General features: G+C 75.8%; 20 protein-coding genes. 5 read left to right on the top strand and 15 right to left on the bottom strand.

Annotated elements, in window-relative coordinates:
* Positions 1–34 precede the first annotated feature (34 nt).
* The 3 genes from ACYVO2_RS12755 to ACYVO2_RS12745 are packed head-to-tail and all read right to left on the bottom strand — an operon-like array spanning position 35 to position 2,492.
* Positions 35–1,105, bottom strand: a complete 1,071-nt coding sequence (locus tag ACYVO2_RS12755) for a translation initiation factor IF-2 (protein WP_461007836.1) — start codon at positions 1,103–1,105, stop codon at positions 35–37.
* The gene (locus ACYVO2_RS12750; RefSeq protein WP_461007835.1) at positions 1,102–2,040 is read right to left on the bottom strand and encodes an ABC transporter ATP-binding protein; all 939 of its coding nucleotides are present in this window, start codon (positions 2,038–2,040) and stop codon (positions 1,102–1,104) included. The genes ACYVO2_RS12755 and ACYVO2_RS12750 overlap by 4 nt, the downstream gene beginning before the upstream one ends.
* A complete protein-coding gene (locus tag ACYVO2_RS12745; protein WP_461007834.1) occupies positions 2,037–2,492 on the bottom strand; it encodes a GntR family transcriptional regulator in 456 nt (151 codons plus the stop codon). The genes ACYVO2_RS12750 and ACYVO2_RS12745 overlap by 4 nt, the downstream gene beginning before the upstream one ends.
* Before the next feature lie 260 nt (positions 2,493–2,752).
* Here ACYVO2_RS12745 and ACYVO2_RS12740 point away from each other — a divergent pair, with 260 nt between their 5' ends.
* Positions 2,753–4,330: a glycosyltransferase family 39 protein gene (locus ACYVO2_RS12740; protein ID WP_461007833.1), complete on the top strand. Its 1,578-nt coding sequence runs from the start codon at positions 2,753–2,755 to the stop codon at positions 4,328–4,330.
* A gap of 55 nt (positions 4,331–4,385) precedes the next feature.
* The gene (locus ACYVO2_RS12735) at positions 4,386–4,931 is read left to right on the top strand and encodes an HD domain-containing protein (RefSeq protein ID WP_461007832.1); all 546 of its coding nucleotides are present in this window, start codon (positions 4,386–4,388) and stop codon (positions 4,929–4,931) included.
* Here ACYVO2_RS12735 and ACYVO2_RS12730 read toward each other — a convergent pair.
* The gene (locus ACYVO2_RS12730) at positions 4,928–5,788 is read right to left on the bottom strand and encodes a fructosamine kinase family protein (protein ID WP_461007831.1); all 861 of its coding nucleotides are present in this window, start codon (positions 5,786–5,788) and stop codon (positions 4,928–4,930) included. The genes ACYVO2_RS12735 and ACYVO2_RS12730 overlap by 4 nt on opposite strands.
* Before the next feature lie 94 nt (positions 5,789–5,882).
* On the opposite strand from ACYVO2_RS12730, the gene ACYVO2_RS12725 reads away from it, so the two are divergent.
* Positions 5,883–6,218, top strand: coding sequence for a YnfA family protein (locus ACYVO2_RS12725; RefSeq protein ID WP_461007830.1), 336 nt, complete (start codon positions 5,883–5,885; stop codon positions 6,216–6,218).
* Between the two features lie 62 nt (positions 6,219–6,280).
* Here ACYVO2_RS12725 and ACYVO2_RS12720 read toward each other — a convergent pair whose 3' ends face one another.
* The 4 genes from ACYVO2_RS12720 to ACYVO2_RS12705 form a co-directional block, all read right to left on the bottom strand.
* Positions 6,281–6,907, bottom strand: coding sequence for a class I SAM-dependent methyltransferase (locus ACYVO2_RS12720; protein WP_461007829.1), 627 nt, complete (start codon positions 6,905–6,907; stop codon positions 6,281–6,283).
* 78 nt (positions 6,908–6,985) lie between these two features.
* Complete coding sequence (locus ACYVO2_RS12715; protein ID WP_461007828.1) at positions 6,986–7,711, bottom strand: tyrosine-protein phosphatase; 726 nt, start codon at positions 7,709–7,711, stop codon at positions 6,986–6,988.
* A gap of 76 nt (positions 7,712–7,787) precedes the next feature.
* Positions 7,788–8,210, bottom strand: coding sequence for a DUF2267 domain-containing protein (locus ACYVO2_RS12710; protein WP_461007827.1), 423 nt, complete (start codon positions 8,208–8,210; stop codon positions 7,788–7,790).
* Between the two features lie 233 nt (positions 8,211–8,443).
* Positions 8,444–8,899, bottom strand: a complete 456-nt coding sequence (locus ACYVO2_RS12705) for a MarR family winged helix-turn-helix transcriptional regulator (RefSeq protein ID WP_461007826.1) — start codon at positions 8,897–8,899, stop codon at positions 8,444–8,446.
* A gap of 332 nt (positions 8,900–9,231) precedes the next feature.
* On the opposite strand from ACYVO2_RS12705, the gene ACYVO2_RS12700 reads away from it, so the two are divergent.
* Positions 9,232–10,023, top strand: a complete 792-nt coding sequence (locus ACYVO2_RS12700) for an SDR family NAD(P)-dependent oxidoreductase (RefSeq protein WP_461007825.1) — start codon at positions 9,232–9,234, stop codon at positions 10,021–10,023.
* Between the two features lie 23 nt (positions 10,024–10,046).
* On the opposite strand, the gene ACYVO2_RS12695 is transcribed toward ACYVO2_RS12700, so the two are convergent.
* From ACYVO2_RS12695 to ACYVO2_RS12675, 5 genes are all read right to left on the bottom strand, one after another.
* Entirely contained in the window at positions 10,047–11,183 is a 1,137-nt protein-coding gene (locus tag ACYVO2_RS12695) for an MFS transporter (RefSeq protein ID WP_461007870.1), read from the bottom strand.
* A gap of 41 nt (positions 11,184–11,224) precedes the next feature.
* Positions 11,225–14,239 (bottom strand): glycoside hydrolase family 2 TIM barrel-domain containing protein, encoded by a 3,015-nt coding sequence (locus ACYVO2_RS12690; RefSeq protein WP_461007824.1) that lies wholly within the window; start codon positions 14,237–14,239, stop codon positions 11,225–11,227.
* A gap of 285 nt (positions 14,240–14,524) precedes the next feature.
* Positions 14,525–15,763, bottom strand: coding sequence for an ROK family transcriptional regulator (locus ACYVO2_RS12685; protein WP_461007823.1), 1,239 nt, complete (start codon positions 15,761–15,763; stop codon positions 14,525–14,527).
* 122 nt (positions 15,764–15,885) lie between these two features.
* A complete protein-coding gene (locus ACYVO2_RS12680) occupies positions 15,886–16,686 on the bottom strand; it encodes an alpha/beta fold hydrolase (protein WP_461007822.1) in 801 nt (266 codons plus the stop codon).
* A 78-nt stretch (positions 16,687–16,764) separates the two neighbouring features.
* Positions 16,765–17,433, bottom strand: a complete 669-nt coding sequence (locus ACYVO2_RS12675) for a ThuA domain-containing protein (RefSeq protein ID WP_461007821.1) — start codon at positions 17,431–17,433, stop codon at positions 16,765–16,767.
* Positions 17,434–17,621: 188 nt separating this feature from the next.
* Between ACYVO2_RS12675 and ACYVO2_RS12670 the strand changes: the two genes are divergently transcribed.
* Positions 17,622–18,686 (top strand): glycoside hydrolase family 43 protein, encoded by a 1,065-nt coding sequence (locus ACYVO2_RS12670; RefSeq protein WP_461007820.1) that lies wholly within the window; start codon positions 17,622–17,624, stop codon positions 18,684–18,686.
* Between the two features lie 77 nt (positions 18,687–18,763).
* Here ACYVO2_RS12670 and ACYVO2_RS12665 read toward each other — a convergent pair whose 3' ends face one another.
* Positions 18,764–20,326, bottom strand: a complete 1,563-nt coding sequence (locus ACYVO2_RS12665) for a peroxidase family protein (RefSeq protein WP_461007819.1) — start codon at positions 20,324–20,326, stop codon at positions 18,764–18,766.
* Positions 20,327–20,512: 186 nt separating this feature from the next.
* Positions 20,513–21,328, bottom strand: coding sequence for a DUF4253 domain-containing protein (locus ACYVO2_RS12660; RefSeq protein WP_461007818.1), 816 nt, complete (start codon positions 21,326–21,328; stop codon positions 20,513–20,515).
* Positions 21,329–21,454 lie beyond the last annotated feature (126 nt).

Raw genomic sequence — 21,454 nt, 5'->3', positions numbered from 1 at the left:
GCGGCGGGCCGCGCCGCGCCCGGCGCCGGGCCGCTCACAGCGGCCTGCGCCGCGCCCACCACAGGCACAGCGCGGCGAGCGCCGCGGCGGCGGCGAGCAGCAGCCCGGTCTCGGTCCACTGGAGGCGGCCGGCCCAGTCGCCGGGCAGGTGGTACTCGACGGAGGCGTGCAGGGGCTCGCCGTCCGGGGACAGGCAGGGCCGCGCGTCGCGCGCCGAGGCGGCGGGCGACTCCCAGCAGGGGATGCCCTCGTACCCCAGCCGCTGCCCGGAGTCGGTGACCAGGCGGTGCTCCACCGGCCACGCGCCGTCCGGGATCGGCGGCGCGGGCGCGGAGAAGGAGTCGGCGGGGGCGGCGGCCACCGCCGTGTGCCGGGTGAGCAGCAGCGGGTGCAGCCGGTCCAGCAGCAGTTGCACGGCCCCCGCGCAGGCCAGGGTGAGCGCCATCGCGGGCACGGTGCGGCGCAGCAACAGCCCGGCGGTCGCGCCGAGCAGCAGGCCCAGCAGCGCCATGGCCACCGGCACCGGGCCGACCGCGCTGTAGGGGACCGTGTGCCACCACTCGTGCAGGTTCATCCGGTACCGCTCCCGGCTCCACCACCAAGTGTAGGCCGCCGAGAGCACGGTGGCGCACGCCGCGGTGACGGCGGCCGGGAGGGCCAGCTTGGCGGCGAACCACCGCAGGCGCCCGGCCGACTGCGTCCAGACCAGCCGGTGCGTGCCCTGCTCGAACTCGCGGGCGAACAGCGGCGCGCCCAGGAAGACCCCGATGAGCACCGGCACCGCGCGCAGCCACTGCCCCGTGTCCATCAGCAGGCCCCGGTGGGTGTCCAGGAAGGACGAGTAGTCCGCGTACCTCCGCTCCTCGCACGCCCCCTCCAGGCAGGCGGCCAGGCCGTGGCCGTCGAACCAGGCCGTGGCGCGGGCGCGGGCCACCAGCATGAAGCCCACCGCCAGCAGCGTCAGCAGCGCGAACGCCCCGAGGGCCAGGCGGTGGCGGCGCCAGACCAGCCACACCGCGCCGCGGGGCCGCGGCACGGCAGTACGCCGCTTCGCCGGCTCCCGCGCCGGGCCCTTGGCCGCGACCGCGACCTCGGTGGCGCTCATGCCGTCACCCCCGCGCGGTCGGCCGAGGGCGCGCCGGAGGCGTGCAGCGGGGGCGCGTCGGGGGAGCGCAGATAGGCCAGCAGGACGTCCTCCAGAGCGGGTTCGCTCACCGCCCACTCGGGGCGCGCGGGCGACTGGAGGCGGATCAGGGCGGTGTACTGGCGGCCGGTCACCCGGCACTCGACCACGGTGTGGTCGTCCAGCGCGGACGGCGAGCCCGCCCCGGTGACCAGGCGGTGGGCGGCCAGCAGGTCCTCCACGTCCCCGGCCAGGCGCACCCGGCCGCCGGCGAGCAGCAGCACGTGGTCGCACACCCCGTGCAGCTCCGCCAGGAGGTGCGAGGAGATCACCACGGTGGTGCCGCGCTCGGCGACCTCCGCCATCAGGGTGCCGGTCAGCTCGTGCCGGGCCACCGGGTCGAGCTCGGCCATCGGCTCGTCGAGCAGCAGCAGGTCGGCGTGCCTGCCGAGGGCGAGGGCCAGGGCGAGCCTGGCGCGCTGGCCGCCGGAGAGGCCGCCGACGCGGGCGGAGAGGGGAAGGCCGCCCCGGCGGACGATCTCCTCGGCGGCGGCCCGGTCCCAGCCGGGGTTGAGCTCGCCGCCGAGCCGCAGGGTCTCGGCCACGGTGAACCCGCGGTACAGCGGCTTGTCCTGGGTCAGATGGGCCACGCGCGGTCGCGCCGAAGCGGACCCGGGGGCGTGCCCGCCGAACAGGCGGACGGTGCCCTCGGTCGGCTCCGTCAGGCCGGACAGCAGCGCGAGCAGGGTGCTCTTGCCCGCGCCGTTCGCCCCCACCAGAGCGCACACGCGCCCGGCGGGGATGGTGAACGAGCAGTCGCGCAGCGCCCAGCCGCGCCGGTACCTGCGGCCCAGGCCGGACGCCTCGACGGCCGTCTCCTCCTCCGCCTCCCCGCCCGTGGTGTCCCGCTGGCTCATCCGGCCTCCTCCTGCTCGTTCTCGTGCTCATGGCCGGGCTCGTGCCCGGGGGCGCGGACGGTGGCCGCGCCGTCGTGGAAGTACGCGTCGAGGACGGACGCGAAGAGCGCGGAGACGTCCTCACGGCCGAGCCCCGAGGCGCGGGCCCGCCCCATCCAGTCCGCCAGGGAGGTGCGCAGGGGCGAGTCCGCCGCGGCCTCCGGCCGGGCCAGCGAGCGGCGCACGAAGGTGCCGAGCCCCGGCCGCGGCTCCACCAGGCCCTCGCGCTCCAGCTCCCGGTACGCCTTCAGCACGGTGTTCGGGTTGATGGCGGTCGCCGCCACCACCTCCTTGGCCGTGGGCAGCCGGTCGCCGGGCAGCAGCAGGCCCAGGCGCAGGGCCTGCTTGGTCTGGTGGACGAGCTGGAGGTACGTGGCCACTCCGCTGCGCCGGTCGATACGGAACTCGATCACCTCCCGCACCACCCTTTCACTAATCAGTTAGTGGAATGATGCTGACGGTCTTCCGAGACTCTGTCAACCCACGCCCACCTGCGCCGATACCCCGACCGGCCGGGCGCGGGCCCCACCTGACGGCGCGTCGGCGCTAACCAGGCGCTAAGCGGCGGCTAGAGCGCCGCCCCAGGGTGTGCGAGCCCGGAGGGAGCCGGCGCGGCCCGGCCGCCGAGGGCTCCCTCCGGGCCCCTGACGCCCCGACGCCCCAGGAACCGCCCATGCCCGCGCCCCTCCCCGCCTCACCGCCCACCCCCACCCGGCACACGCCCCCCGCGCCCGCCCGCACACCGGCCCGCCACGGGGCGCCCGGCGCGTCACGGACGGCGCCGCCCCCGCACCGCGCCACCGCGCCGGCCCCGCGCCGCCCGGCCCTCGCCGGCGCCCGGCGCACCCCGGGCCGGCCGGCGACCGTCCTCGCCCCCGCGCTGCTCACCGTCGCGCTCGGCCTGTGGGGGATCGGGCGGCAGGGCGGGGTGTGGCGGGACGAGTCCTCCACCCATCAGATGGCCCGCCGCGGCCTGCCCGAGCTGTGGCGGGCGCTGGAGCACGTCGACGCCGTCCACGGCCTGTACTACCTGCTCATGCACGGGGTGCTCGACGTGTGGGACGGCGGCGCGGTCGCCCTGCGCCTGCCCTCGGTGCTGGCCATGGCCGTGGCGGCGGCCTGCGTCGGCCTGACCGGGCGCGCGGTCGCCGGGCCACGGGCCGGGCTCGCCGCGGGGCTGCTCTTCCCGCTCCTGCCCGAGGTGCAGGAGTACACCCAGGAGGCGCGCTCCTACGCGCTGGTGTGCGCCGCGGTGGCCTGCTCGTGCCTGCTGCTGGTGCGCGCCCTGGCCCGGCCGCGCCGCCGGGCCTGGGCGGGCTACGCCGCGGCGGGACTGGCGGCCTGCCTGCTGCACGAGTTCGCCGTGCTGGCGCTGCTCGCGCACGGCGCCACCCTGCTGCTGGTGCGGGCGCCGCGCCGGGTGCTGGGGGCCTGGGCGGTGGCGGCGTCCGGGGTGGCCGCGGGTCTGCTGCCCCTGGCGCTGGTCAGCCTGGGCCAGCAGGCGCAGGTGTCGTGGATCGCCCCGCCCTCGGCGCTGTCCCTGCTCGGCTTCGCGGTGCCCGCCGCGCTGGGCGCCGCCTGCGCGGCGTGCGCGCCGCCCCTGGCGCGGGCGCTGGCCGTTCCGCTGCTGGTGCTGCCGGGGCTCGCGCTGCTGGCGCTGTCGCTGCGCGAGCCGGTGTACGTGGACCGCTATGTGCTCTACGGGCAGATCGGCCTCGCCGTGGCGGCCGGGGCGGCCGCCGACCGCCTGCTGCGCGCCGCCGCCCGCGGATCCGCCCGGTGGGCCGCGGTCCTGGCCGTGTTCGCGGTGCTGGTGCCGCTCCTGGCCTGGGGCGCGCACCTGCGCACCCCGGAGAGCCGCAAGGACGACGTGGCCGCGGCGGCGCGGGCCGTCGCCGAACTCTCCCGGCCAGGCGACGGGGTGCTGTTCACCCCGGGGCGGCGCCGGGAGCCCGCCGCGTACCGCCCCGAGGCGTTCGCCGGGCTGCGGGACGTCGCCCTGGCCCGGGACGCGGTCGCCGCGGGCACCCTGCACGCGGTGGAGGTGCCCGCCGGGCGGATCCGCGGGCGCATGCTCACCGCCGCGCGCATCGTCGTGGTGGCCGACCCCCTCGGCGCGCCCAAGGACGACACCGCGGTGGAGCGCGCCAAGGAGGACGTGCTGCGCCGTGACTTCCGGGTGTGCGCCCGCCGCCCCGTGCACGGCATGCTCGTCACCCTCCACGCCCGCCCCGGCCGCTGCGCGGGCTGACCGCGGCCCGCGCGACGCCCCGCCCGTACACTGCGCCCAGCCGGAAGGAGCGCCCGTGCCCCACCTCGCCCTCGCCGACGTCGACGCCCTCGCCGAGCGGGCCCACCGCGGGCAGACCGACCTGATCGGCGTCCCCTACGTCGCCCATGTGCGGGCGGTCGCGCGCGGCCTCGCCCCGCTCGGCGAGCGCTACGCCGCCGCGGGGCTGCTCCACGACGTGATCGAGGACACCGGCTGGACCGCGCCGGGACTGCTCGCCGCGGGCGTGGACCCCTGGGTGGTGGACGTGGTGGAGCGCGTCACCAGGACCCCCGGCGTCCCCTACCCCGACATGATCCGGGCGGTCGCCGCGTACGAGCCCGCCGCCCTCGTCAAGATCGCCGACAACGCCCACAACTCCCACCCCGACCGCGCCGCCGCACTGCCCGCCGAGCGCCGCGCGAAGTACGCCGAGCGCTACCGGGCCGCCCGCGCCGTGCTGTGGCCGGCCGTGGACCCGCGGGCGCTGCGCGCCGTGCTGGAGCGGGTCAACCCGGCGCTGCTCGCCGAAGCCGAAGCCGGTACGGCCACCGGTGCCTGTACCGGTACCGGGGAGAGCTAGCCGTAGCGCCGCACCAGGCGCAGCACCGGCTCCAGCGCCCACTGCGTCTGCCCCGCCGCGAGCAGGGACAGCAGCTCCCGCAGGTGCAGCAGCTCCAAGTGCTCGCGCCAGCCCGGCTCCGGCGGCCGGATCTCGTGGTAGGCGGCCAGGAACCGCGCCCCGGCGCGGGCCCTGCCGGGCGCGGCCAGGGTGCCGTCGTACAGCATCATGCTCAGGTCCGCCTCCGGCCAGCAGTACGACACCGCGCAGTCGATGACGGCGGGCGCGCCGTCCGGCGTGGCCAGGAAGTTGCCCGACCACAGGTCGCCGTGGGTCAGCGCGGGCCCGGACGGCGGCGGCACCAGATTCGGCAGGTCGGCGCAGATCCGCTCGACGGCGGCGAGCTGCGCGGTGTCCAGCGCCCGCGTCACGCCGGGCTCGCGCAGGAACCGCAGGATCCGGTGGCGGGCGTAGAACTCGTGACCGTCGTCGGTCCAGGTGTTGACCTGCCGCCACGGGCCGAGCCAGTTGTCGCGGTGCCAGCCGAACGCCGGTCCCCGCACCGCGTGCAGCGCGGCCAGCGCCCGCCCCGCCCGCTCCCAGAAGCCGAGGGCGTCGTCGAAGCCGGGCACCGGCTCCAGCGCCTCCATGGCCAGGTGCCCGTCGTCGTACGCGATGACGCGCGGCGCCGCGATCGCACCGCTGTCCCGCAGCGCGGTCAGCCCCTCCGCCTCCGCCTCGAACATGCCGGGCGGGGCGCCCGGAGTGGCCTTGACGACGCAGCGCGAGCCGTCCGCCTGCACGGCCAGCCAGCACTGGTGGTGGGTGCCGCCGGCGAGCGGTTCGACGTCCACTGCGGTGTCCAGGAGGGAGGTCACCGCGGCAGGGTAGCGCCCCGGGAAGCCGCTGGGGCAGGCCGTGGGCCAGGATGGATCCGCCCGTGACGCCGACCGACGGAAGGCCAGGACCGCCGTGTTCGTCCTCCGCTCCACCGCCCTGTTCCTGCTGGCCGCCGTGCTGGAGATCGGCGGGGCCTGGCTGGTGTGGCAGGGCGTGCGCGAACACCGGGGCGTCGCCTGGGTCGGCGCCGGGCTGATCGCCCTGGGGCTGTACGGCTTCGTCGCCACCCTCCAGCCGGACGCCGACTTCGGCCGGGTGCTGGCCGCCTACGGCGGGGTGTTCGTCGCGGGCTCCCTGGCCTGGGGCGCTGTCGCCGACGGCTACCGCCCCGACCGCTGGGACGTCGCGGGCGCCCTGGTCTGCCTGGCGGGCGTCGCCGTGATCATGTACGCCCCGCGGGGGCGCTGAGCGGCCCGGGGGCGCCGACCCCGCCCCGCCCGCGCCCGGCCCGCCCCGCGCCCGGCCCGTCGTCAGCCGCCGGCCCGGGTCAGGAACATGGCGTGGCCGCCGTCGCCCTCGGGTACGAACTCCTCCCGCTCCACGGTGAGACCGGCCCGGGTGATCCACGTCCGGTAGGTGTCGGCGTCCGCGTGGCTCCACCACATGGCGGCCCCGCCGCCCAGCCAGTCCTCGTCCACTCCGGTCCAGGCCCGGTGCCCGGTGGTGGCCAGGAACCGGCCGCCCGGCCGCAGCCACCGGGCGATCCGCCCCAGCAGCGGCGGCTGCTCCGCGAGCGGCATGTGGATCAGCGCGTACAGGCAGACCACCGCGTCGAACGAGGCCTCCGCGAAGTCCACCGCGGTGGCGTCGGCGCGGACGAACTCCGCCCTCGGCACCCGCTCCCGCGCCCTGCGGACCTGCGTCCCGCTGATGTCCACGCCCGTCACCCGGTGGCCCGCCGCGGCCAGGTCCCGGGCCAGCGGCACCCCGCCGCCGCACCCCAGGTCGAGCACCGCCGCCCCGTCCGGGAGCAGGCCGAGCAGCTCGCGGATCCACGGCCGGTACTTCGTCTCCGCGCCGTACGCCTCCTCGTACCGCGGCGCCAGCGCGTCGTACCCGCGCCGCACCAGCTCCTTGGGGTCGCCATCGGCAGTCATGGGCCCGCACGCTAACCGCCCGCCCGGCCCCGCCGCGAGGCGATATCCGGCGGCCGGGCGGGCACGGGGGCCGCGGGCTCACTTCTCCAGCAGGTTCCCGCGCAGCCGCCGCACCAGCTCCTCGTCCACGCCGAGCTGCTTCTCGGCGTAGCCCCGCACGGAGCCGTAGGTCGCCGCCAGGTCGGCCAGAAACAGCCGCATGACCTGCTCCGGAGCCCGCCCGTACCCGGGCCACCTCAGCTCCCGGTCCGGGTACGCCGCCCGCCAGTCCTCCACCAGCCGCGCCGTGGCCAGCTCGGTCAGGGCGAAGTCCGCGACGATGTCGTCCTCGGGGACGTCGAGCAGCGCCAGCACCAGACCGGCGAGCAGCCCGGTGCGGTCCTTGCCCGACGCGCAGTGGAACACCACGGGCTCGTCGGCGCCGGCGATCACGTCGAGCGCCTGCCGCAGCTCCTCCGTCCCGTCGTGGGCCACCTCGGCGTAGCGGTCGGCGAGGTACCGCCACGGGTCCAGCGCGGGGTCGATCTCCGCCTGGTCGTAGGGGCGGTGCTCGATGCTGTGGTTGTGGTAGGCGAGGCCCTCGTACTCCGGCACCCGCCCCTTGGCGGCTATCTCCCACGGGTAGCGCAGGTCGATGACGGTGCGCACCCCGAGGCCGAGGAAGCGGTCGAAGTCCGCGCCCTCCAGCTTGGCCAGGGAGTCGGAGCGGTACAGCCGCCGCCACCGCACGGTCCGGCCGTCGAGGGCGCGGTACCCGCCCAGATCCCTGAAGTTGTGCAGGCGCGCGAAACCGACATGTCTCATCCGGGGATCATACGATCAAGATCGGGACTGCTCCGGTCGGCCCGATCCCCGGCCCGGGGCCGCGGCGGGGCCGCCCCTACGCGCCCTGCGCCCGGGAGATCGGCAGCAGTTCGCGGATGTCCGCGGGCAGGACGCGGCCGAGCCGGTCCATCAGCTCCGGGGCGACGGCGGCGTCCACCACCTCCAGGACGGCCGTCGCCTCCCGCAGCGCCTCGTCCTCCGGGCAGCCGGCGCGCCACGCGACCCGCCCGAGGAACGTCGTCAGGTCGAACCGGTCGCCCCGGCCGCGCTGCTCCCGCGTGCGCTCGTGGGACGCGGTCACCCGGCGCAGATGCTCCCCCACCTCCCGGGGGAGCTGGGCGGCCAGGTGGTCCGCGACGCCGTCGGGCAGGCGCTCCGCGAGGGTCTCCAGGGTCGCCCGCACGGCCCGCTCCGCCGACCCCCGGTCCGGCAGTCCGGCACCCGCCTGGACCCGGCCGATCAACGCGTCATGGTGCATCGTCTGACCCCCAGCGTGCTCTCGCGGTGCCTTCGGTGGACGCTGCCGGCCCGTGGCGGGCCACCCGCCGGCGCGGGCCCCCGGCGCGGGCGGAAACCCGTGCCCGCACCCCGCTCGGGCCCCCGTTCCGGCCATGGACGCCGCAGTACCCCGTCCCGCCCGGTCCATGCCCCGCCCGACGCGCCCCGGACCGCGCAGGCGGGGCGGCGGGCGCGGTCCAGGTCGGCCGGGGGCTACTCCGGTGCCTCGAGCGAGCGGACGGCCGCGACCAGCGGGGCCAGCTCGGGGCGCTTCTCGGCCTCGACCAGGGCTTGGTGCAGCGCCGCGTCGTTGGTGGGCCTGGCCTCCTCGAGGAGCTTGCGGCCGGCCTCGGTGACCTCGGTGTAGATGCCCCGGCGGTCCGTCGGGCACAGATAGCGGGCGAGCAGGCCGCGGTCCTCCAGCCGGGTGACCAGGCGGGTGGTGGCGCTCTGGCTGAGCACCACGGAGTCCGAAAGCTCGTTCATCCGCAGATGCCCGCCGTCGCCCGAGTGCTGGCCGCTGAGCACGTTCAGCACGGAGTACTCGCGCACGCTCAGGTTGTGCTTCTCCTGGAGCACGCGCTCCAGGTGCGCCTCGATGCGGCTGTGCAGCATCGACAGGGCGCACCAGTTCTGGGCCGGGCCACCAGGTTTCGCCGGCTGGGACATCCACGCCCTCCTTCGGGTCTCCCGCGCTCAGCCTCCCGCGGGGTGTTCCCAGACTACCGCGTTTACCCCCTGTGAGTGATAGCCAGCGTTTGCAAGTAAAGGGCGGTGGCAATTATTGTGGACGCTGGTTGGCGGCGTCGGTGTGAGGTCCGGCCCGCCGCCCGGGTTTCGGCCCGCCCGGCCCGGGGCACGGTGCGTGCCGCGCGACCGGGCTCGCCCGGGGACCGCCGCGGCGCACGCGCGCCCGGCGCCCGGGAAGTCCGCCGGCACCAGCAGCACCAGCAGGACCAGCAGGACCAGCAGGACCAGAACCGAGAGGATCGAGGAACTCCATGCAGATCGACCTGTCCGGCCGCACCGCCGTGGTCACCGGCTCCACCTCCGGCATCGGCTACGCCATCGCCGGCGCGCTCGCCGGGGCCGGGGCCCGGGTCGTCGTCAACGGGCGCGGCGAGGAGCGCACCGCGGAGGCCGCCGTCCGCCTGGCCAAGGAGTCCGGGGGCGAGGTGGTGCCGGTCGCCGCCGACGTCGCCACGGCCGACGGCGCCCGGGCGCTGTTCGACGCGGTGCCCGACACCGACATCCTGATCAACAACGCGGGCATCTTCGCCGCCCAGCCGGTGTTCGAGATCCCCGACGAGGAGTGGCGCCGCTACTTCGAGGTCAACGTCCTGTCCGGGGTGCGCCTGGCCCGCCACTACACGCCGCGCATGGTGGAGCGGGGCTGGGGCCGGGTGGTGTTCGTCAGCAGCGAGTCGTCGGTGCAGGTCCCCACCGAGATGGTGCACTACGGCATGACCAAGACCGCCCAGCTCTCGGTGGCCCGCGGCATGGCGCAGGAGGTCGCCGGCACCGGCGTCACCGTGAACTCGGTGCTGCCCGGCCCCACCCTCACCCCGGGCGTGGAGGAGTTCGTCGCGAGCCTGAAGGGCGACGGCATCCCCTTCGAGGAGGCCGAGCGCCGCTTCATGGCGGAGGACCGCCCCACCTCGCTGCTGCGCCGGCTGATCCGCCCCGAGGAGATAGCCAACCTGGTCCTCTACGTCAGCTCCCCGCTGTCCTCGGCGACCACGGGCGCCGCGCTGCGGGTGGACGGCGGGGTGGCGCCCACGATCGTGCCCTGAGCGGGACGGGCCGCGGCGGGCGCTCAGGTCCTGCGGGTGGCGCGGACCAGCCACACCGCCGCGGCGAGGCCCACCGCCGACAGCGCGGTCAGCAGCACGGGCACGGCGTCGATGCCCGCCCCCTCGATGCCCGCGCCCAGGGCGGGCGGCGCGGCCACACCGCCCACCATGGAGGCGGCGATCACCCAGGCGCCGGCCTGCCGTGCCCTCGGCACCGCCCGGTGCAGCCACGGCAGCCCCGTGGGGAAGACCGGTGCGATGAACAGGCCCACACCCGCGTAGGCCACCGGCGCCACCTCGGGGATCGTGGCCAGCAGCAGGCACGCGGTCATCCCGGCGGAGCAGACGGTGATGATCCGCTCGGTCGACCAGCGCAGCGTCAGCGGCACCACCAGGAACCGCCCCGCCGTCAGCATCAGCCAGTACACTGCCGTCGCCGACGCCGCGGCGGCCGAGGAGTAGCCGACCGTCTCCAGGTGCGTGGGCTCCCAGCCGCCGACGCCCGCCTCCACGCCCACGTTGAGCACGTACAGGACGACGAAGCCGAGCAGGATCGGGGACAGCACCACCCGGCCCGCCGGGGCGGCGGCCCTGCCGCCCCCCTGCTGCTCGTCCCCCGTGCCCCGCCGCACGCCCCGGGTGCAGGCGATCAGCGCCGCCGACAGCACGGCGCAGCCCGCGAAGACGTACGGGTAGTCGTCCGGGCCCAGCACCGCGAGCAGCGCGGGGGCCAGGACGGCGCCGATGCCGAAGTGCGCGTTGAGGATGTTGAGCATGGCGGCGCTGCGGTCCCCGAAACCGACGGCGAACAACTGGTTGAGGCCGTAGTCGATGCCGCCGAAGCCCAGGCCGCCGAGGAAGGCGGCGGCCAGCGCGAGCGGCCAGTTCGGGGCGAACGCGAAACCCGCCCCGCCCAGTGCCATCAGGCCGTAGGAGGTGCCGAGCAGCGTCCGGTTGCTGATCCGGTCGTGGATGGCGTTGAACGCCAGCACCCCGGCGACCCCGCCGACGAAGTGCAGGCTCAGGCCGAGCCCCGCCGCGGCGGGGGACAGGCCGAACTCCTCGCGCAGCGCCGGGACCGCGGGGCCGTACAGCGCCTGGAGGGCGCCGATGAGCACGAAGCCGACGCACGAGGCGACCGTCGCCGTCCGGCTGAACATCGGGACGGCGACGGTCTCCCGCGCCCGGTCCTGGGCTTCCGTCAACTCCCGGCTCCGACCGAGAAGGTGAACGAGAACTCCGCGGGGGAGGCGTGCAGGTGGTACGGGGGCAGCACACCGGGGCCGCACGACTGGCTGCCGATGCCGTGCAGGCCGTGGTCCAGGTTCACCCACACCGTGTCCGGCGACGGCACCAGGTCGGGGAGGTGCCGGGCCGCGTCGAGCTGCTCGCTGGTCCAGCGGCGGGCGGTGAAGCAGAACACCGGCTCGCCCTCCACGCGCAGGCTCACGCCGTCGCCGCCGAGCACCGCCCAGCGCACGTCCGCGCGGGCGCCGTTCTCCTGCGGCCGCACGTACGGGGTCTGCATGGCGTCCACGGGCAGCTCCCACAGGCCCACCATGGAGGCGGAGCGGGTGTCCGGGTACGCCTCGCCCGGTCCGCCGCCGAACCAGCAGGCGCGGTCGAGGGACGCGGGCACCCCGAGCCGCAGCCCGAGCCGGGGCAGCGGGACGTCCCACTCGCCCTCCGGCGTGACGGACACCGTCAGCCGCAGCCGCCCGGCGTCGCCCGCGGCCCAGCGGTAGACGGTGCGCAGCCCAGCGTCGGTGGCCGCGGGGGCCACCCGCGTGCGCACCACCAGCTCCCCGTCCGCGGCCTCCACCGCGTCCACCCGGTGCCGCATCCGGTGCAGGCCCAGCTCGCGCCAGATCGGCCCGAGGCGCGCTTCGGGCTGCCAGGGGGCGCCCTCGTCGTTGTCGGTGGGGGCACGCCACACGTCCAGGCGCGGCCCGGTGACGGGAATGCCGCCCAGCCGGACCAGGGCACCGCTCGCGGCGTCGAACACCCCCGGGCCGAGGACCACCTCGGCGGACCCGCCGCCCGTGGGCCCGGCCGCGGGCTCCGGCGCCGCCGCGGTCGCGGGGGACGCCGGGGTGAAGGCGGGCACCGTCCGGGGCACGGCCGGGACCTGCCCCCACGCCACCGTGTGACCGGCCTCCGCCCAGGCGGTGTCCCGCGCGAGCACGGCCCGCACCGTCCACCAGCTCTCGCCGTGCGCCTCGTCGTACGGGCGCGGCGGAAGCTCCGCCTCGGCGGACTCGCCCGGCGCGAGCGGCGGCACCTTCAGCTCGCCCTGCGCGACCGAGCCGTCCTCGGCCTGGTACGTCCAGCGGAACGTCAGGTGCGAGGTGTCCGCGAAGTCGTGGCCGTTGGTGACCCGCACCGTGCCCGCCTCGCCGTCGCCCTCGATCCTGACCGGCTCGATGACCTTCTTGTACTCCACGAGCCCCGGCGAGGGGGTGCGGTCGGGGAACAGCAGCCCGTCGCAGACGAAGTTGCCGTCGTGCAGCTCCTCACCGAAGTCGCCGCCGTAGGCGTGGTAGGGCGTGCCGTCGTCGGTGCGCCGGACGAGGCCGTGGTCGATCCACTCCCAGACGAACCCGCCCTGGCACCGCTCGTACCGCTCGAACAGGCGCTGGTAGTCGCTCAGCCCGCCCGGCCCGTTGCCCATCGCGTGCCCGTACTCGCACAGGATGAACGGCAGCCTCCGCCGCCTGGCGTCCGCGGCCGCGAGGTCGCCGATGTCCCGGCGGACGGGGCGCTGCGCGTCGCCGGGGCCGCCCTCCGCCCCGAGCGGCTCCTCCTCGCGCCGTCCGATCAGCTCCACCTCGGCGTGCGGCGGGTACATCCGCGAGTACACGTCGGCGTCGTCGCAGGACAGGTCGCCCTCGTAGTGGATCGGCCGGTCCGGGTCGCGCTCGCGGATCCACTGGGCCATCGCGGTCAGGCCCTGCCCCGTGCCGCACTCGTTGCCCAGCGACCACATGATCACGCTGGCGTGGTTCTTGTCGCGCTCCACCATGCGCGCGGCCCGGTCCAGCAGCGCCGGGGTCCAGCGCTCGTCGTCCACCGGGTTGTTCCGCCAGCCCAGGCCCACGAAGCCGTGGGTCTCCAGGTCGCACTCGTCGATCACCCACAGGCCCAGCTCGTCGCACAGGTCGAGGAAGGCGGGGTGCGGCGGGTAGTGGCTGGTGCGCACCGCGTTGATGTTGTTCCGCTTCATCAGCAGCAGGTCCTGCCGCATGGTCTCGGCGTCCAGCGCCCGGCCGCGCTCCGGGTGGAACTCGTGCCGGTTGACGCCGCGGAACAGGATCCGCCTGCCGTTGACCTTCAGCACGCCGTCCTCCACCACGACGGTGCGGAAGCCCACGCGCAGCGGGATTCGCTCGCCGTCGGTGACCAGTTCGGCGTCGTACAGCCGGGGGGTCTCGGCGGTCCACGGCTCCACGGGCACGGTCGCGCTCTGCCCGGTGGCCACGTCGATGCCCAGCTCCGGCACGGCGACCCGGCCGGAGGGCGAGCAGTCCACCCGCAGGGTGCCCTCCCCCGAGCGGTGGTCGTAGGAGGCGTGCACGAAGAAGTCGGCGACCGAGCCCGCGGGGCGGTGCAGCAGCGTCACCTCCCGGAAGATGCCGGGCAGCCACCACATGTCCTGGTCCTCCAGGAAACTGCCGTCGGACCACTGGTGGACCCGCACCGCGAGCACGTTGCCGCTCGGCCGCAGCAGGGCGCCCACCGCGAACTCGTGGGGCAGCCTGCTGCCCTTGAACACACCGAGCTCCTGCCCGTTGAGCCACACCCGGGCGCAGGACTCCACGCCCTCGAAGCGCAGCACCGTCTCGCCGTCGCCCGGCGCGGGCCAGTCGTCGGGCAGGTCGAACACGCGGCGGTGGTCGCCGGTCGGGTTCTCGGTGGGGACGTGCGGCGGATCCACGGGGAACGGGTACAGGACGTTGGTGTAGATCGGCGCGCCGTGGCCCTCCAGGCACCAGTGCGCGGGCACCTCCAGGCCGGTCCAGCCCGAGTCGTCGAAGTCGGGCCGGGCGAAGCTCTCGTCCTCGGCGGTCGCGGTCGGCGACAGGCGGAACCGCCAGGTCCCGTCCAGGGTCAGCCTCGGCGCGTCGGACGCCGGGAACCACGCGCGCGGCGGCAGGGAGCCGCTGCCCGGCGACCTGTCCTCGTAGTAGGGCAGTTCCGTGTCGGGGGAGGTGCTCATCGTGCTCCTTCACTCGTGTCGCCCGGCTGGACGATAGTCATCCGAATGGACTTCGACAATGGGTTGGACGAAGCCTCTTCACGCGAACTGCCGTACGGGGCGGGGAGCGGGACGGAGGCGGGGCGAACGGCGTGCTCCCGCGAGGGCCGGGCCGGGTTCGGACGGGCGGCCGCGCCCGGGCGCACCACCGGGCGGGCCCACGGCCGGGGGCGGGCCCGGGGCGCGGCCGGCCGCGGACGGAGCGCCGGCCAGGGTGTGCCCGCCGCCGGCCCGCCGCGGCGGGCCTCAACCCTGGGCGCCGGGCCGGGGCTGCCTCGTGGGCGGGCGCTGGCCGACGGAGGCCAGCGCGCCCTCCAGGGCGAAGGTGGCCGCGCCGAGGCTGACAGGGTTGCTCGGGATCGGGGACAGGGTGATCTCGACGGCGGCGTACGGGCGGCGCAGCGCGTGCCGGGCCGCCGCCGCCCGCACCTCGTCGAGCAGCGGCCGGCCCAGCCGGGCCGCGACCCAACTGCTCAGCACGATCACTTCCGGGTTGAGCAGGTTCACCAGGTCCGACACGGCCGCGCCGAGGTAGCGGGCGGTGTCGCGCACCACCTTCACCGCCACCGGGTCGTCCTCGGCCACCCCGCGCGCCAGCGCGTCGACGGTGGCGGTCTGGTCCTCCGGGTGCAGCAGCGGGCTGTCCGGCATCAGCTCCCTGAGGTTCTGCATGATGCCGGGTGCGCCGACGTACGTCTCCACGCAGCCGTGGTTGCCGCAGTGGCACAGCCGCCCGTCCATCACCAGCGTGGTGTGGCCCCACTCGCCCGCGCTGTTGGTCACGCCCCGGTACAGGCCGCCGCCGATGGCGAGCCCGGCGCCCACGCCCGTGCCGAGGTTGACCACCACGGCCTCGCCGCGCCCCCGCGCGGCCCCGAACCACAGCTCGGCCACGGTGCAGGCCCGCAGCGGGTTGTCCAGGTACAGCGGGTACGGCAGGCGCCCGGACAGCAGACCGAGCAGCGGTACCCCGTGCCAGTCCCAGTTGGCGGCGAACACCGAGACGCCGCCCTCCCTGTCCACCATGCCCGGCATGCTCACCCCGACGCCGAGCACCCGGTCGGCGTCCGTCCCGGCCCGCTCCACCACCGACTCCACCGCGGCGGCGATGTGCGCCACGATCCGCGCCGGATCGTGCTCGCCGGGCCGCAGCTCCACCTCGGCGCGGGCCAGCACGGTCAGCGCCAGGTCGAACAGCTCGGCGTGGACATAGGTCTCCGCCACGTCCACGCCGATCAGCGCGCCTCCCGACGCGAGCGGCGCGACGAGGCCGCGCGGGCGCCCCCCGTCGGAGTCCTCGTAGCCGACCTCGACCAGCAGCCCGGCGTCGAGCAGCTCGCCGACCAGGTTCGCCACCGTCGCCAGGCTCAGCCCCGTCGCCGCGGCCAGTTCCCGGCGCGAGACCGGGGACTCGGCGACGATGTGGCGCAGCACCGCGTACCGGTTGGCCGTTCGTATGTCCCGGGACGTCCGCTTCGCGGTCATCTGCCCTCCGTGCCGTGGCCGCGCTGACGAGGCGCCAGGCTAGGCCCACACGCCCCCATCGACAACCCTTGGACGAACCACCCGACGAACTCCTGCCCGCCGCCCACTCCCGGCCGCCGCCTTCACCCCTCCAGCGTGCCCAGCCACCCGTCGACCAGCTCCACCAGCTCCTCCGGCCGCTCCTCGTGGAGGTAGTGCCCGCAGTCCTCCCACACCTCCACCCGGGACCGGGGATGGGCGAGCCCCGCCCGCTCCCACTCGGCCGCCGCCCGTGTCGAGTACACCGCGAGGACCGGGCAGCGGCGGCGCGCCAGGTACTCCCGTGCCGCCGGGCGGGCCCCGAACGCGTCCGCGGCCAGGTACATCCCGTCCCTGCACCGGGCCAGCACCTCCGCGTCCATCGCCGCCACCAGCCGCTCGTGCCGCCGCCTCAGCGCCGCCACCCGCTCCGGCGCCCCCGGCCGGAAGGCCTCCCGCACGAACCCCAACGCCCACCGGGCGCCCTCGCCGCGCAGCGCGCGCTGCTCCCCGGGGACGCGGGCCAGCGCCGCCTCGTCCACGCCGTACGCCGGGTCGAGCACCACCACCGCCCGCACCGCCGCCGGGTGCTCCACGGCGAGCGCGCTGACGACCTGGCCGCCCATGGAGTGGCCCACCGCCACCACGGGCCCCGTGCCGAGTACGCGCACCAGCGCCGCCAGGTCCCGGGCGAAGTCGCGCGGCCCGTAGCCGTCGGGCGGCGCGCAGGAGCGCCCGTGGCCCCGCAGGTCGGGCACGACCACCCGGTGCCGGGGCGCCCACGCCGCCACGTGCGGCGCCCACTCCCCGCCATCACCGCCCCAGCCGTGCACCAGCAGCAGCGCGGACCCCGCGCCGTCATCGGTGACACGCAGCTCCACGTCGTTCACGGTGATCCGGGGCACGCACCGCATCGTGCCACCCCGAAGGGCCCCGCGACGCGCCCCCCGTCTGCCCGGCCCGCGCCCGGCGCCGCCTCCCCGTCAGCCGTCGAGCCCCGCCACGTAGCGCAGCCCGCCCAGCAGATGGCGGCGGAAGGCGGGGTCCCGGTACGCCTCGGGGGCGTGCCCGAGGGCGGTGTAGAAGGACCGGCCGGCGCCCGCCTCGCCCTCGCGGCACCACACCAGCGGGTGGTCCCGGCCCATGCGGCCGCCCTCGTAGGTGCTCTCGTCGGCGCTCGCCAGGACCCGCACCCGGCCCCGCGGGTTGGTGCGGAAGTCGTACCACTCGTCGGTGAACGGCCAGGTGGCGTCCAGGTGCGCGGTGGCCGGGTGGTCCCGGTCCTCGACGACGGCCACGCCCGGCTGGAGCTCGGGGTGCCGGTCGAACCACGCCCCGACCAGCTCGCCGTACCACGGCCAGCCGTACTCGGTGCAGGCGGCGGCGTGGACGCCCAGGAAGCCCCCGCCCGTGCCGACGTGCCGCCGCAGCGCCTCGCGCGCCTCGCCGGTGAGCACCTCGCCGCTGGTGGACAGGAACACCACGGCCCGCTGCGCGGGGAGCCGGTCGGCGAGGACCGCGGGGTCCTCGGTGTGCTCCACGGAGAAGCCCGCCGTGTCGCCGAGCTCGCGGAAGGCGGCGACGCCGTGCGGGATGGACTCGTGGCGGTAGTCGGTGGTCCGGGTGAACACCAGGACGCTGATCGCGGACATGGCACCTCGGCAGCACAGGGACGGGCGTTCGGCGTCGCCGTGGGGACGGCGAGGACGTTCGGCGATGTTCGAACGCCCGAAGTATGGCCTGCCTTCCGCGGAACCTCTAACATCCGAACAAATTCGATCAGTTACTGACAGTCGGTCGCGCTTCCCCGGGTCCTCCCGGGCCGACGACAGGAGCTCCGATGAGCCGCACCGGACGTCCCACGCGCCGTCAGGTCGCCAAGGGCGCCGCCGCCCTGGCCGTGGCCGCCGCGCTGCCCGGCACCGCGCGGGCGGCCGCCGCCACCGCCGCGCCGCGGGCGACGTACACCAACCCGCTGGTCAGGCAGCGCGCCGACCCCCACATCGTGCGCCACACCGACGGCTACTACTACTTCACCGCCACCGTCCCCGAGTACGACCGCATCGTCGTGCGGCGGGCCTCCACCATCCAGGGGCTGGCGAGCGCGAGCGAGAAGGTGGTGTGGCGCAGGCACTCCACCGGCGAGATGGGCGCCCACATCTGGGCGCCGGAGATCCACCACATCAACGGCCGCTGGTACATCTACTTCGCCGCGGGGCGGGCCGACGACATCTGGCGCATCCGCATGTACGTCCTGGAGAACCCCGGCCCCGACCCGCGCTCGGGCACCTGGACGGAGAAGGGGCGGATCACCACCGCGTGGGACACCTTCTCGCTGGACGCCTCCACCTTCGTGCACCGCGGCACCCGCTACCTCGCCTGGGCCCAGCAGGAGCCCGGGATCGCCACCAACTCCAACGTCTACCTGGCCCGGATGGCCAACCCGTGGACCGTCACCGGCCCGCAGGTGCGGCTCACCGTCCCCACCCTCGACTGGGAGACCCGCGGCTTCAAGGTCAACGAGGGCCCGTCGGTGATCCAGCGCAACGGCCGCGTGTTCATGACGTACTCGGCGAGCGCCACCGACAGCAACTACTGCCTGGGCCTGCTCACCGCCTCCGCCTCGGCCGACCTGCTCGCCCCCGCCTCCTGGAGCAAGAGTCCGGTGCCGGTCTTCACCAGCAGCGAGGCCAACGGCCAGTACGGGCCGGGGCACAACTCCTTCACCGTCGCCGAGGACGGGCGCACCGACGTCCTCGTGTACCACGCCCGCCAGTACCGGGACATCACCGGCGACCCGCTGAACGACCCCAACCGGCACACCCGTGTGCAGCGCCTGAACTGGAAGGCGGACGGGACACCGGACTTCGGCGTCCCGGTGCGGGACGGCACCGTCTCCTGGTGACCCCACCGGCCCCCGCGTGGCGCGCGGGGGCGGGCGGCGGCCCGGGGAGCGCACCGCCGCGCCCCGGGCCCGCGGCCTCACCGCTCGCCCGGCCGGTCCACGCCGAAGCCGGTGAACTTGATCAGGTCGGGCATGGTGAAGTCGCCCGACGTGGCGCCCGGCAGCACCGGCCGCCAGCCCGGCGCGCGGCGCAGGTACGACTGCGGGTCGGCCAGGAGCATGCCGCAGAACACCTCCATGACGATGCGGGACCCGACGATGCCGAGCTGCATGCCGCCCTGTCGCGTCTCCGCCTCGCGCAGGACGTAGTACCACAGCGGGGCGGGCCCGCCGCCCGGCAGGTCGAGCTCCTGGTCGCCGAGGGGCGCCAGGCCCATGAACTCCGCGACGTCCTGGCCCGACGGCAGCCCCAGCCGCGCCCCGCGGGTGAGGTTGCGCATGGCGAGGTTCCTGATGCCCTCGGCCTGCTCGGGCGGCATCTCCAGCAGCGGCGGCGCGAGCAGCCGGTCGATCCTGCGCACGCGCTGGAGCTCCGGGCCGGTGCCGTCCACCTCGAAGAACCGGCCCCACTCGATCTGCCACTGGGCGGGCAGCGGCCGGAACCCGCCGAAGTGGGAGAGCGGGTTCTCGTGGGCGGACTGCGGCGTGAAGATGGGCAGCTCCGGGACGACCGTGTTCAGGCGGTACCGCGGCCGCACCATCGAGTGGCCGAACCGGTAGGCCGCCGCGGCGAACTCCACCGGCATGAAGATCTGGCGGTCCCAGGAGAAGAACCGCAGCACCACCTGCTCCACCGGCCTGCCGCCGGGGATCAGCGGCTCCTGGCGCAGCACGTCGCGGAAGGTCGCCTCCTCCACGACCCGCCGCAGGAAGTCGTGCACCACGATCCACTGGTAGTGCCAGCGCACCAGCCGCTGGGCCGCGTCGAAGACGGTCTCGTGGCCCCTGATGTGCCGCGGGTTGTCCTGGAGCCACTCGGTGACCCGGTTGTGGAACATCAGCATCGTCATCTGCAACTCGCAGACGAAGATGTTCTCGTCGTTGCGCGGATCGCCGATCAGCGCGACGCCGTGCTCGTTGCGCGGCAGGTCGAACTCGTTCTCGGTGTCCTTCACCCGGCCGATCAGCATCTGCGGCGGCGCACCCGGCTGCGGGCGGTGGTACAGGTACGGCTGGTCGGCGGGGCCGCGCCCGTACAGCGAGTCCAGGTCGAAGCGCGGGGTGCGGAAGTTGGTGAGGGCGTCCGGGTCGTCGGAGCGCTCCAGGAGCGGGGTGGGGTCGAAGGTGATGTCGTGGTCCACGAACTGGCCGAGGTAGGTGTAGCCGGCCGGGATCTGGCCGTCGCCCATGGCCGGGTCCTGGTGCGCGGGCTCGGCCATCCGCTCCGCGATCGCCCTGATCCGCTCGGCGTCGGGGATGTACGCCTCCAGCTCGCGGAACATCCGGCCGAACAGCCCGGTGCTGAGCTTCGACTCCGGGACGTAGCCCAGGCCCCGCACGACGAAGGCGTGGTTGCGGATCGTGGAGTCGGGCAGGGCGAGGGACTGGCCGCCGCCGGCGATGTCGATCGGCACCTGCGCGGGCTGCCGCGCCTGGCCGTCGTGGTGGATCTTGGGTGTGGGGGTGACCTGTGTTGCCATGGGGATCCTCACGGGGGAGCGCGGAGGTCGGGGAGAGGCGGCAGAATCGGGCAAAACATATCAATATGGCCATAGGATGATGCGCTCATCCTTGAGGTGTCCGGGTGAACATGCGCCCCGCCCCGTCCGGCCCCTGCGCCACCGCTCCCGGCCCCCGCGGCCCCGGCCTCAGTCCCACCAGAGGCCTCAGTCCCACCAGAACGACCAGTGCCGCTTGCCCAGCAGGTTCTGCTCGGCGTAGCGCACCAGGCCGCCACCGCCCTGCCAGACGTTGTCCGGGCAGAACGCGAAGTGCTCGGCGGCGATCGGCAGCGCCTGAGCCACCGTCCGCGGCGGGCACGGCACCGCCAGGTGCAGCACATCGGACTCCAGCGCCACCACCCGCGCCCCGAACCGGTCCTCCCAGGAGCGCAGCACCGCGCTGAACGGCGCGGCGTCGTTGCCGTAGTTGAGCGGGCCCGTCCAGCCGACGGCCGCCAGCACGTCCGCGCCGCGCCGGGCCGGTATCAGGCCCACCCGGGGAGCGGACAGCGCCCGGAAGTCCACCAGCGCCCCCGCGACCCGGGCGGCCACCGCGTCCGGAGCCTCCCCCGGCGACGGCGACGGCGGCGCCGCGGCCGGGCCCGGCCAGCGGGTGCCGAACGGCGCCTGCCCGCCGCCGGCCGCGACGCGCTGGGCCCACCACCGCTCCAGCACGGCCACGCCGTCGTGGCCGTCCGGCTCGCCGGCCAGCTCGGGCGCGAGCTCCATGTGCCACGGCTCCCCGTCCTCCCCGCCGAGGAGCACCGGGTACAGACCGGCCCTCTCCCGCGCGGGGAGCAGCCGGGCCCAACTGTCCGCGCCGGCCGGCTCGTCCGACCGCCACAGCAGCGGCTCGGGCCAGGTGCCGCCGAGGGTCTCGGTGAAGAACGTGCCGGACGGCAGGCCGAGCCCGGCCAGGCCCAGGGAGCGGCCCGAGGGGTCGGCGGCCAGCGAGACCAGGGGATTGGTGCTCGTCGTCATGGTCCCGACGGTAGGGGAGGGGTCCGACACCGGCCGCCCCCGCGACCACCCGCGGCACCCGGCGCGCACGGGCGCCCCGCCGCGCGCCGGCGGGCCGCCGGGGGAGGGCGGTATGGCGCGGCGCGC

The organism is Streptomyces capparidis, assembly GCF_054782095.1.
The sequence above is the reverse complement of the archived record's forward strand: the minus strand, read 5'-3'. Positions and strand labels throughout refer to the sequence as shown.

Coding starts and splice junctions, on each gene's coding strand:
- ACYVO2_RS12755 (WP_461007836.1), bottom strand. CDS start 1,105: ATGAGCGCCACCGAGGTCGCGGTCGCGGCCAAGGGCCCGGCGCGGGAG.
- ACYVO2_RS12750 (WP_461007835.1), bottom strand. CDS start 2,040: ATGAGCCAGCGGGACACCACGGGCGGGGAGGCGGAGGAGGAGACGGCC.
- ACYVO2_RS12740 (WP_461007833.1), top strand. CDS start 2,753: ATGCCCGCGCCCCTCCCCGCCTCACCGCCCACCCCCACCCGGCACACG.
- ACYVO2_RS12720 (WP_461007829.1), bottom strand. CDS start 6,907: ATGACTGCCGATGGCGACCCCAAGGAGCTGGTGCGGCGCGGGTACGAC.
- ACYVO2_RS12715 (WP_461007828.1), bottom strand. CDS start 7,711: ATGAGACATGTCGGTTTCGCGCGCCTGCACAACTTCAGGGATCTGGGC.
- ACYVO2_RS12710 (WP_461007827.1), bottom strand. CDS start 8,210: ATGCACCATGACGCGTTGATCGGCCGGGTCCAGGCGGGTGCCGGACTG.
- ACYVO2_RS12705 (WP_461007826.1), bottom strand. CDS start 8,899: ATGTCCCAGCCGGCGAAACCTGGTGGCCCGGCCCAGAACTGGTGCGCC.
- ACYVO2_RS12700 (WP_461007825.1), top strand. CDS start 9,232: ATGCAGATCGACCTGTCCGGCCGCACCGCCGTGGTCACCGGCTCCACC.
- ACYVO2_RS12695 (WP_461007870.1), bottom strand. CDS start 11,183: ATGTTCAGCCGGACGGCGACGGTCGCCTCGTGCGTCGGCTTCGTGCTC.
- ACYVO2_RS12690 (WP_461007824.1), bottom strand. CDS start 14,239: ATGAGCACCTCCCCCGACACGGAACTGCCCTACTACGAGGACAGGTCG.
- ACYVO2_RS12685 (WP_461007823.1), bottom strand. CDS start 15,763: ATGACCGCGAAGCGGACGTCCCGGGACATACGAACGGCCAACCGGTAC.
- ACYVO2_RS12675 (WP_461007821.1), bottom strand. CDS start 17,433: ATGTCCGCGATCAGCGTCCTGGTGTTCACCCGGACCACCGACTACCGC.
- ACYVO2_RS12670 (WP_461007820.1), top strand. CDS start 17,622: ATGAGCCGCACCGGACGTCCCACGCGCCGTCAGGTCGCCAAGGGCGCC.
- ACYVO2_RS12665 (WP_461007819.1), bottom strand. CDS start 20,326: ATGGCAACACAGGTCACCCCCACACCCAAGATCCACCACGACGGCCAG.
- ACYVO2_RS12660 (WP_461007818.1), bottom strand. CDS start 21,328: ATGACGACGAGCACCAATCCCCTGGTCTCGCTGGCCGCCGACCCCTCG.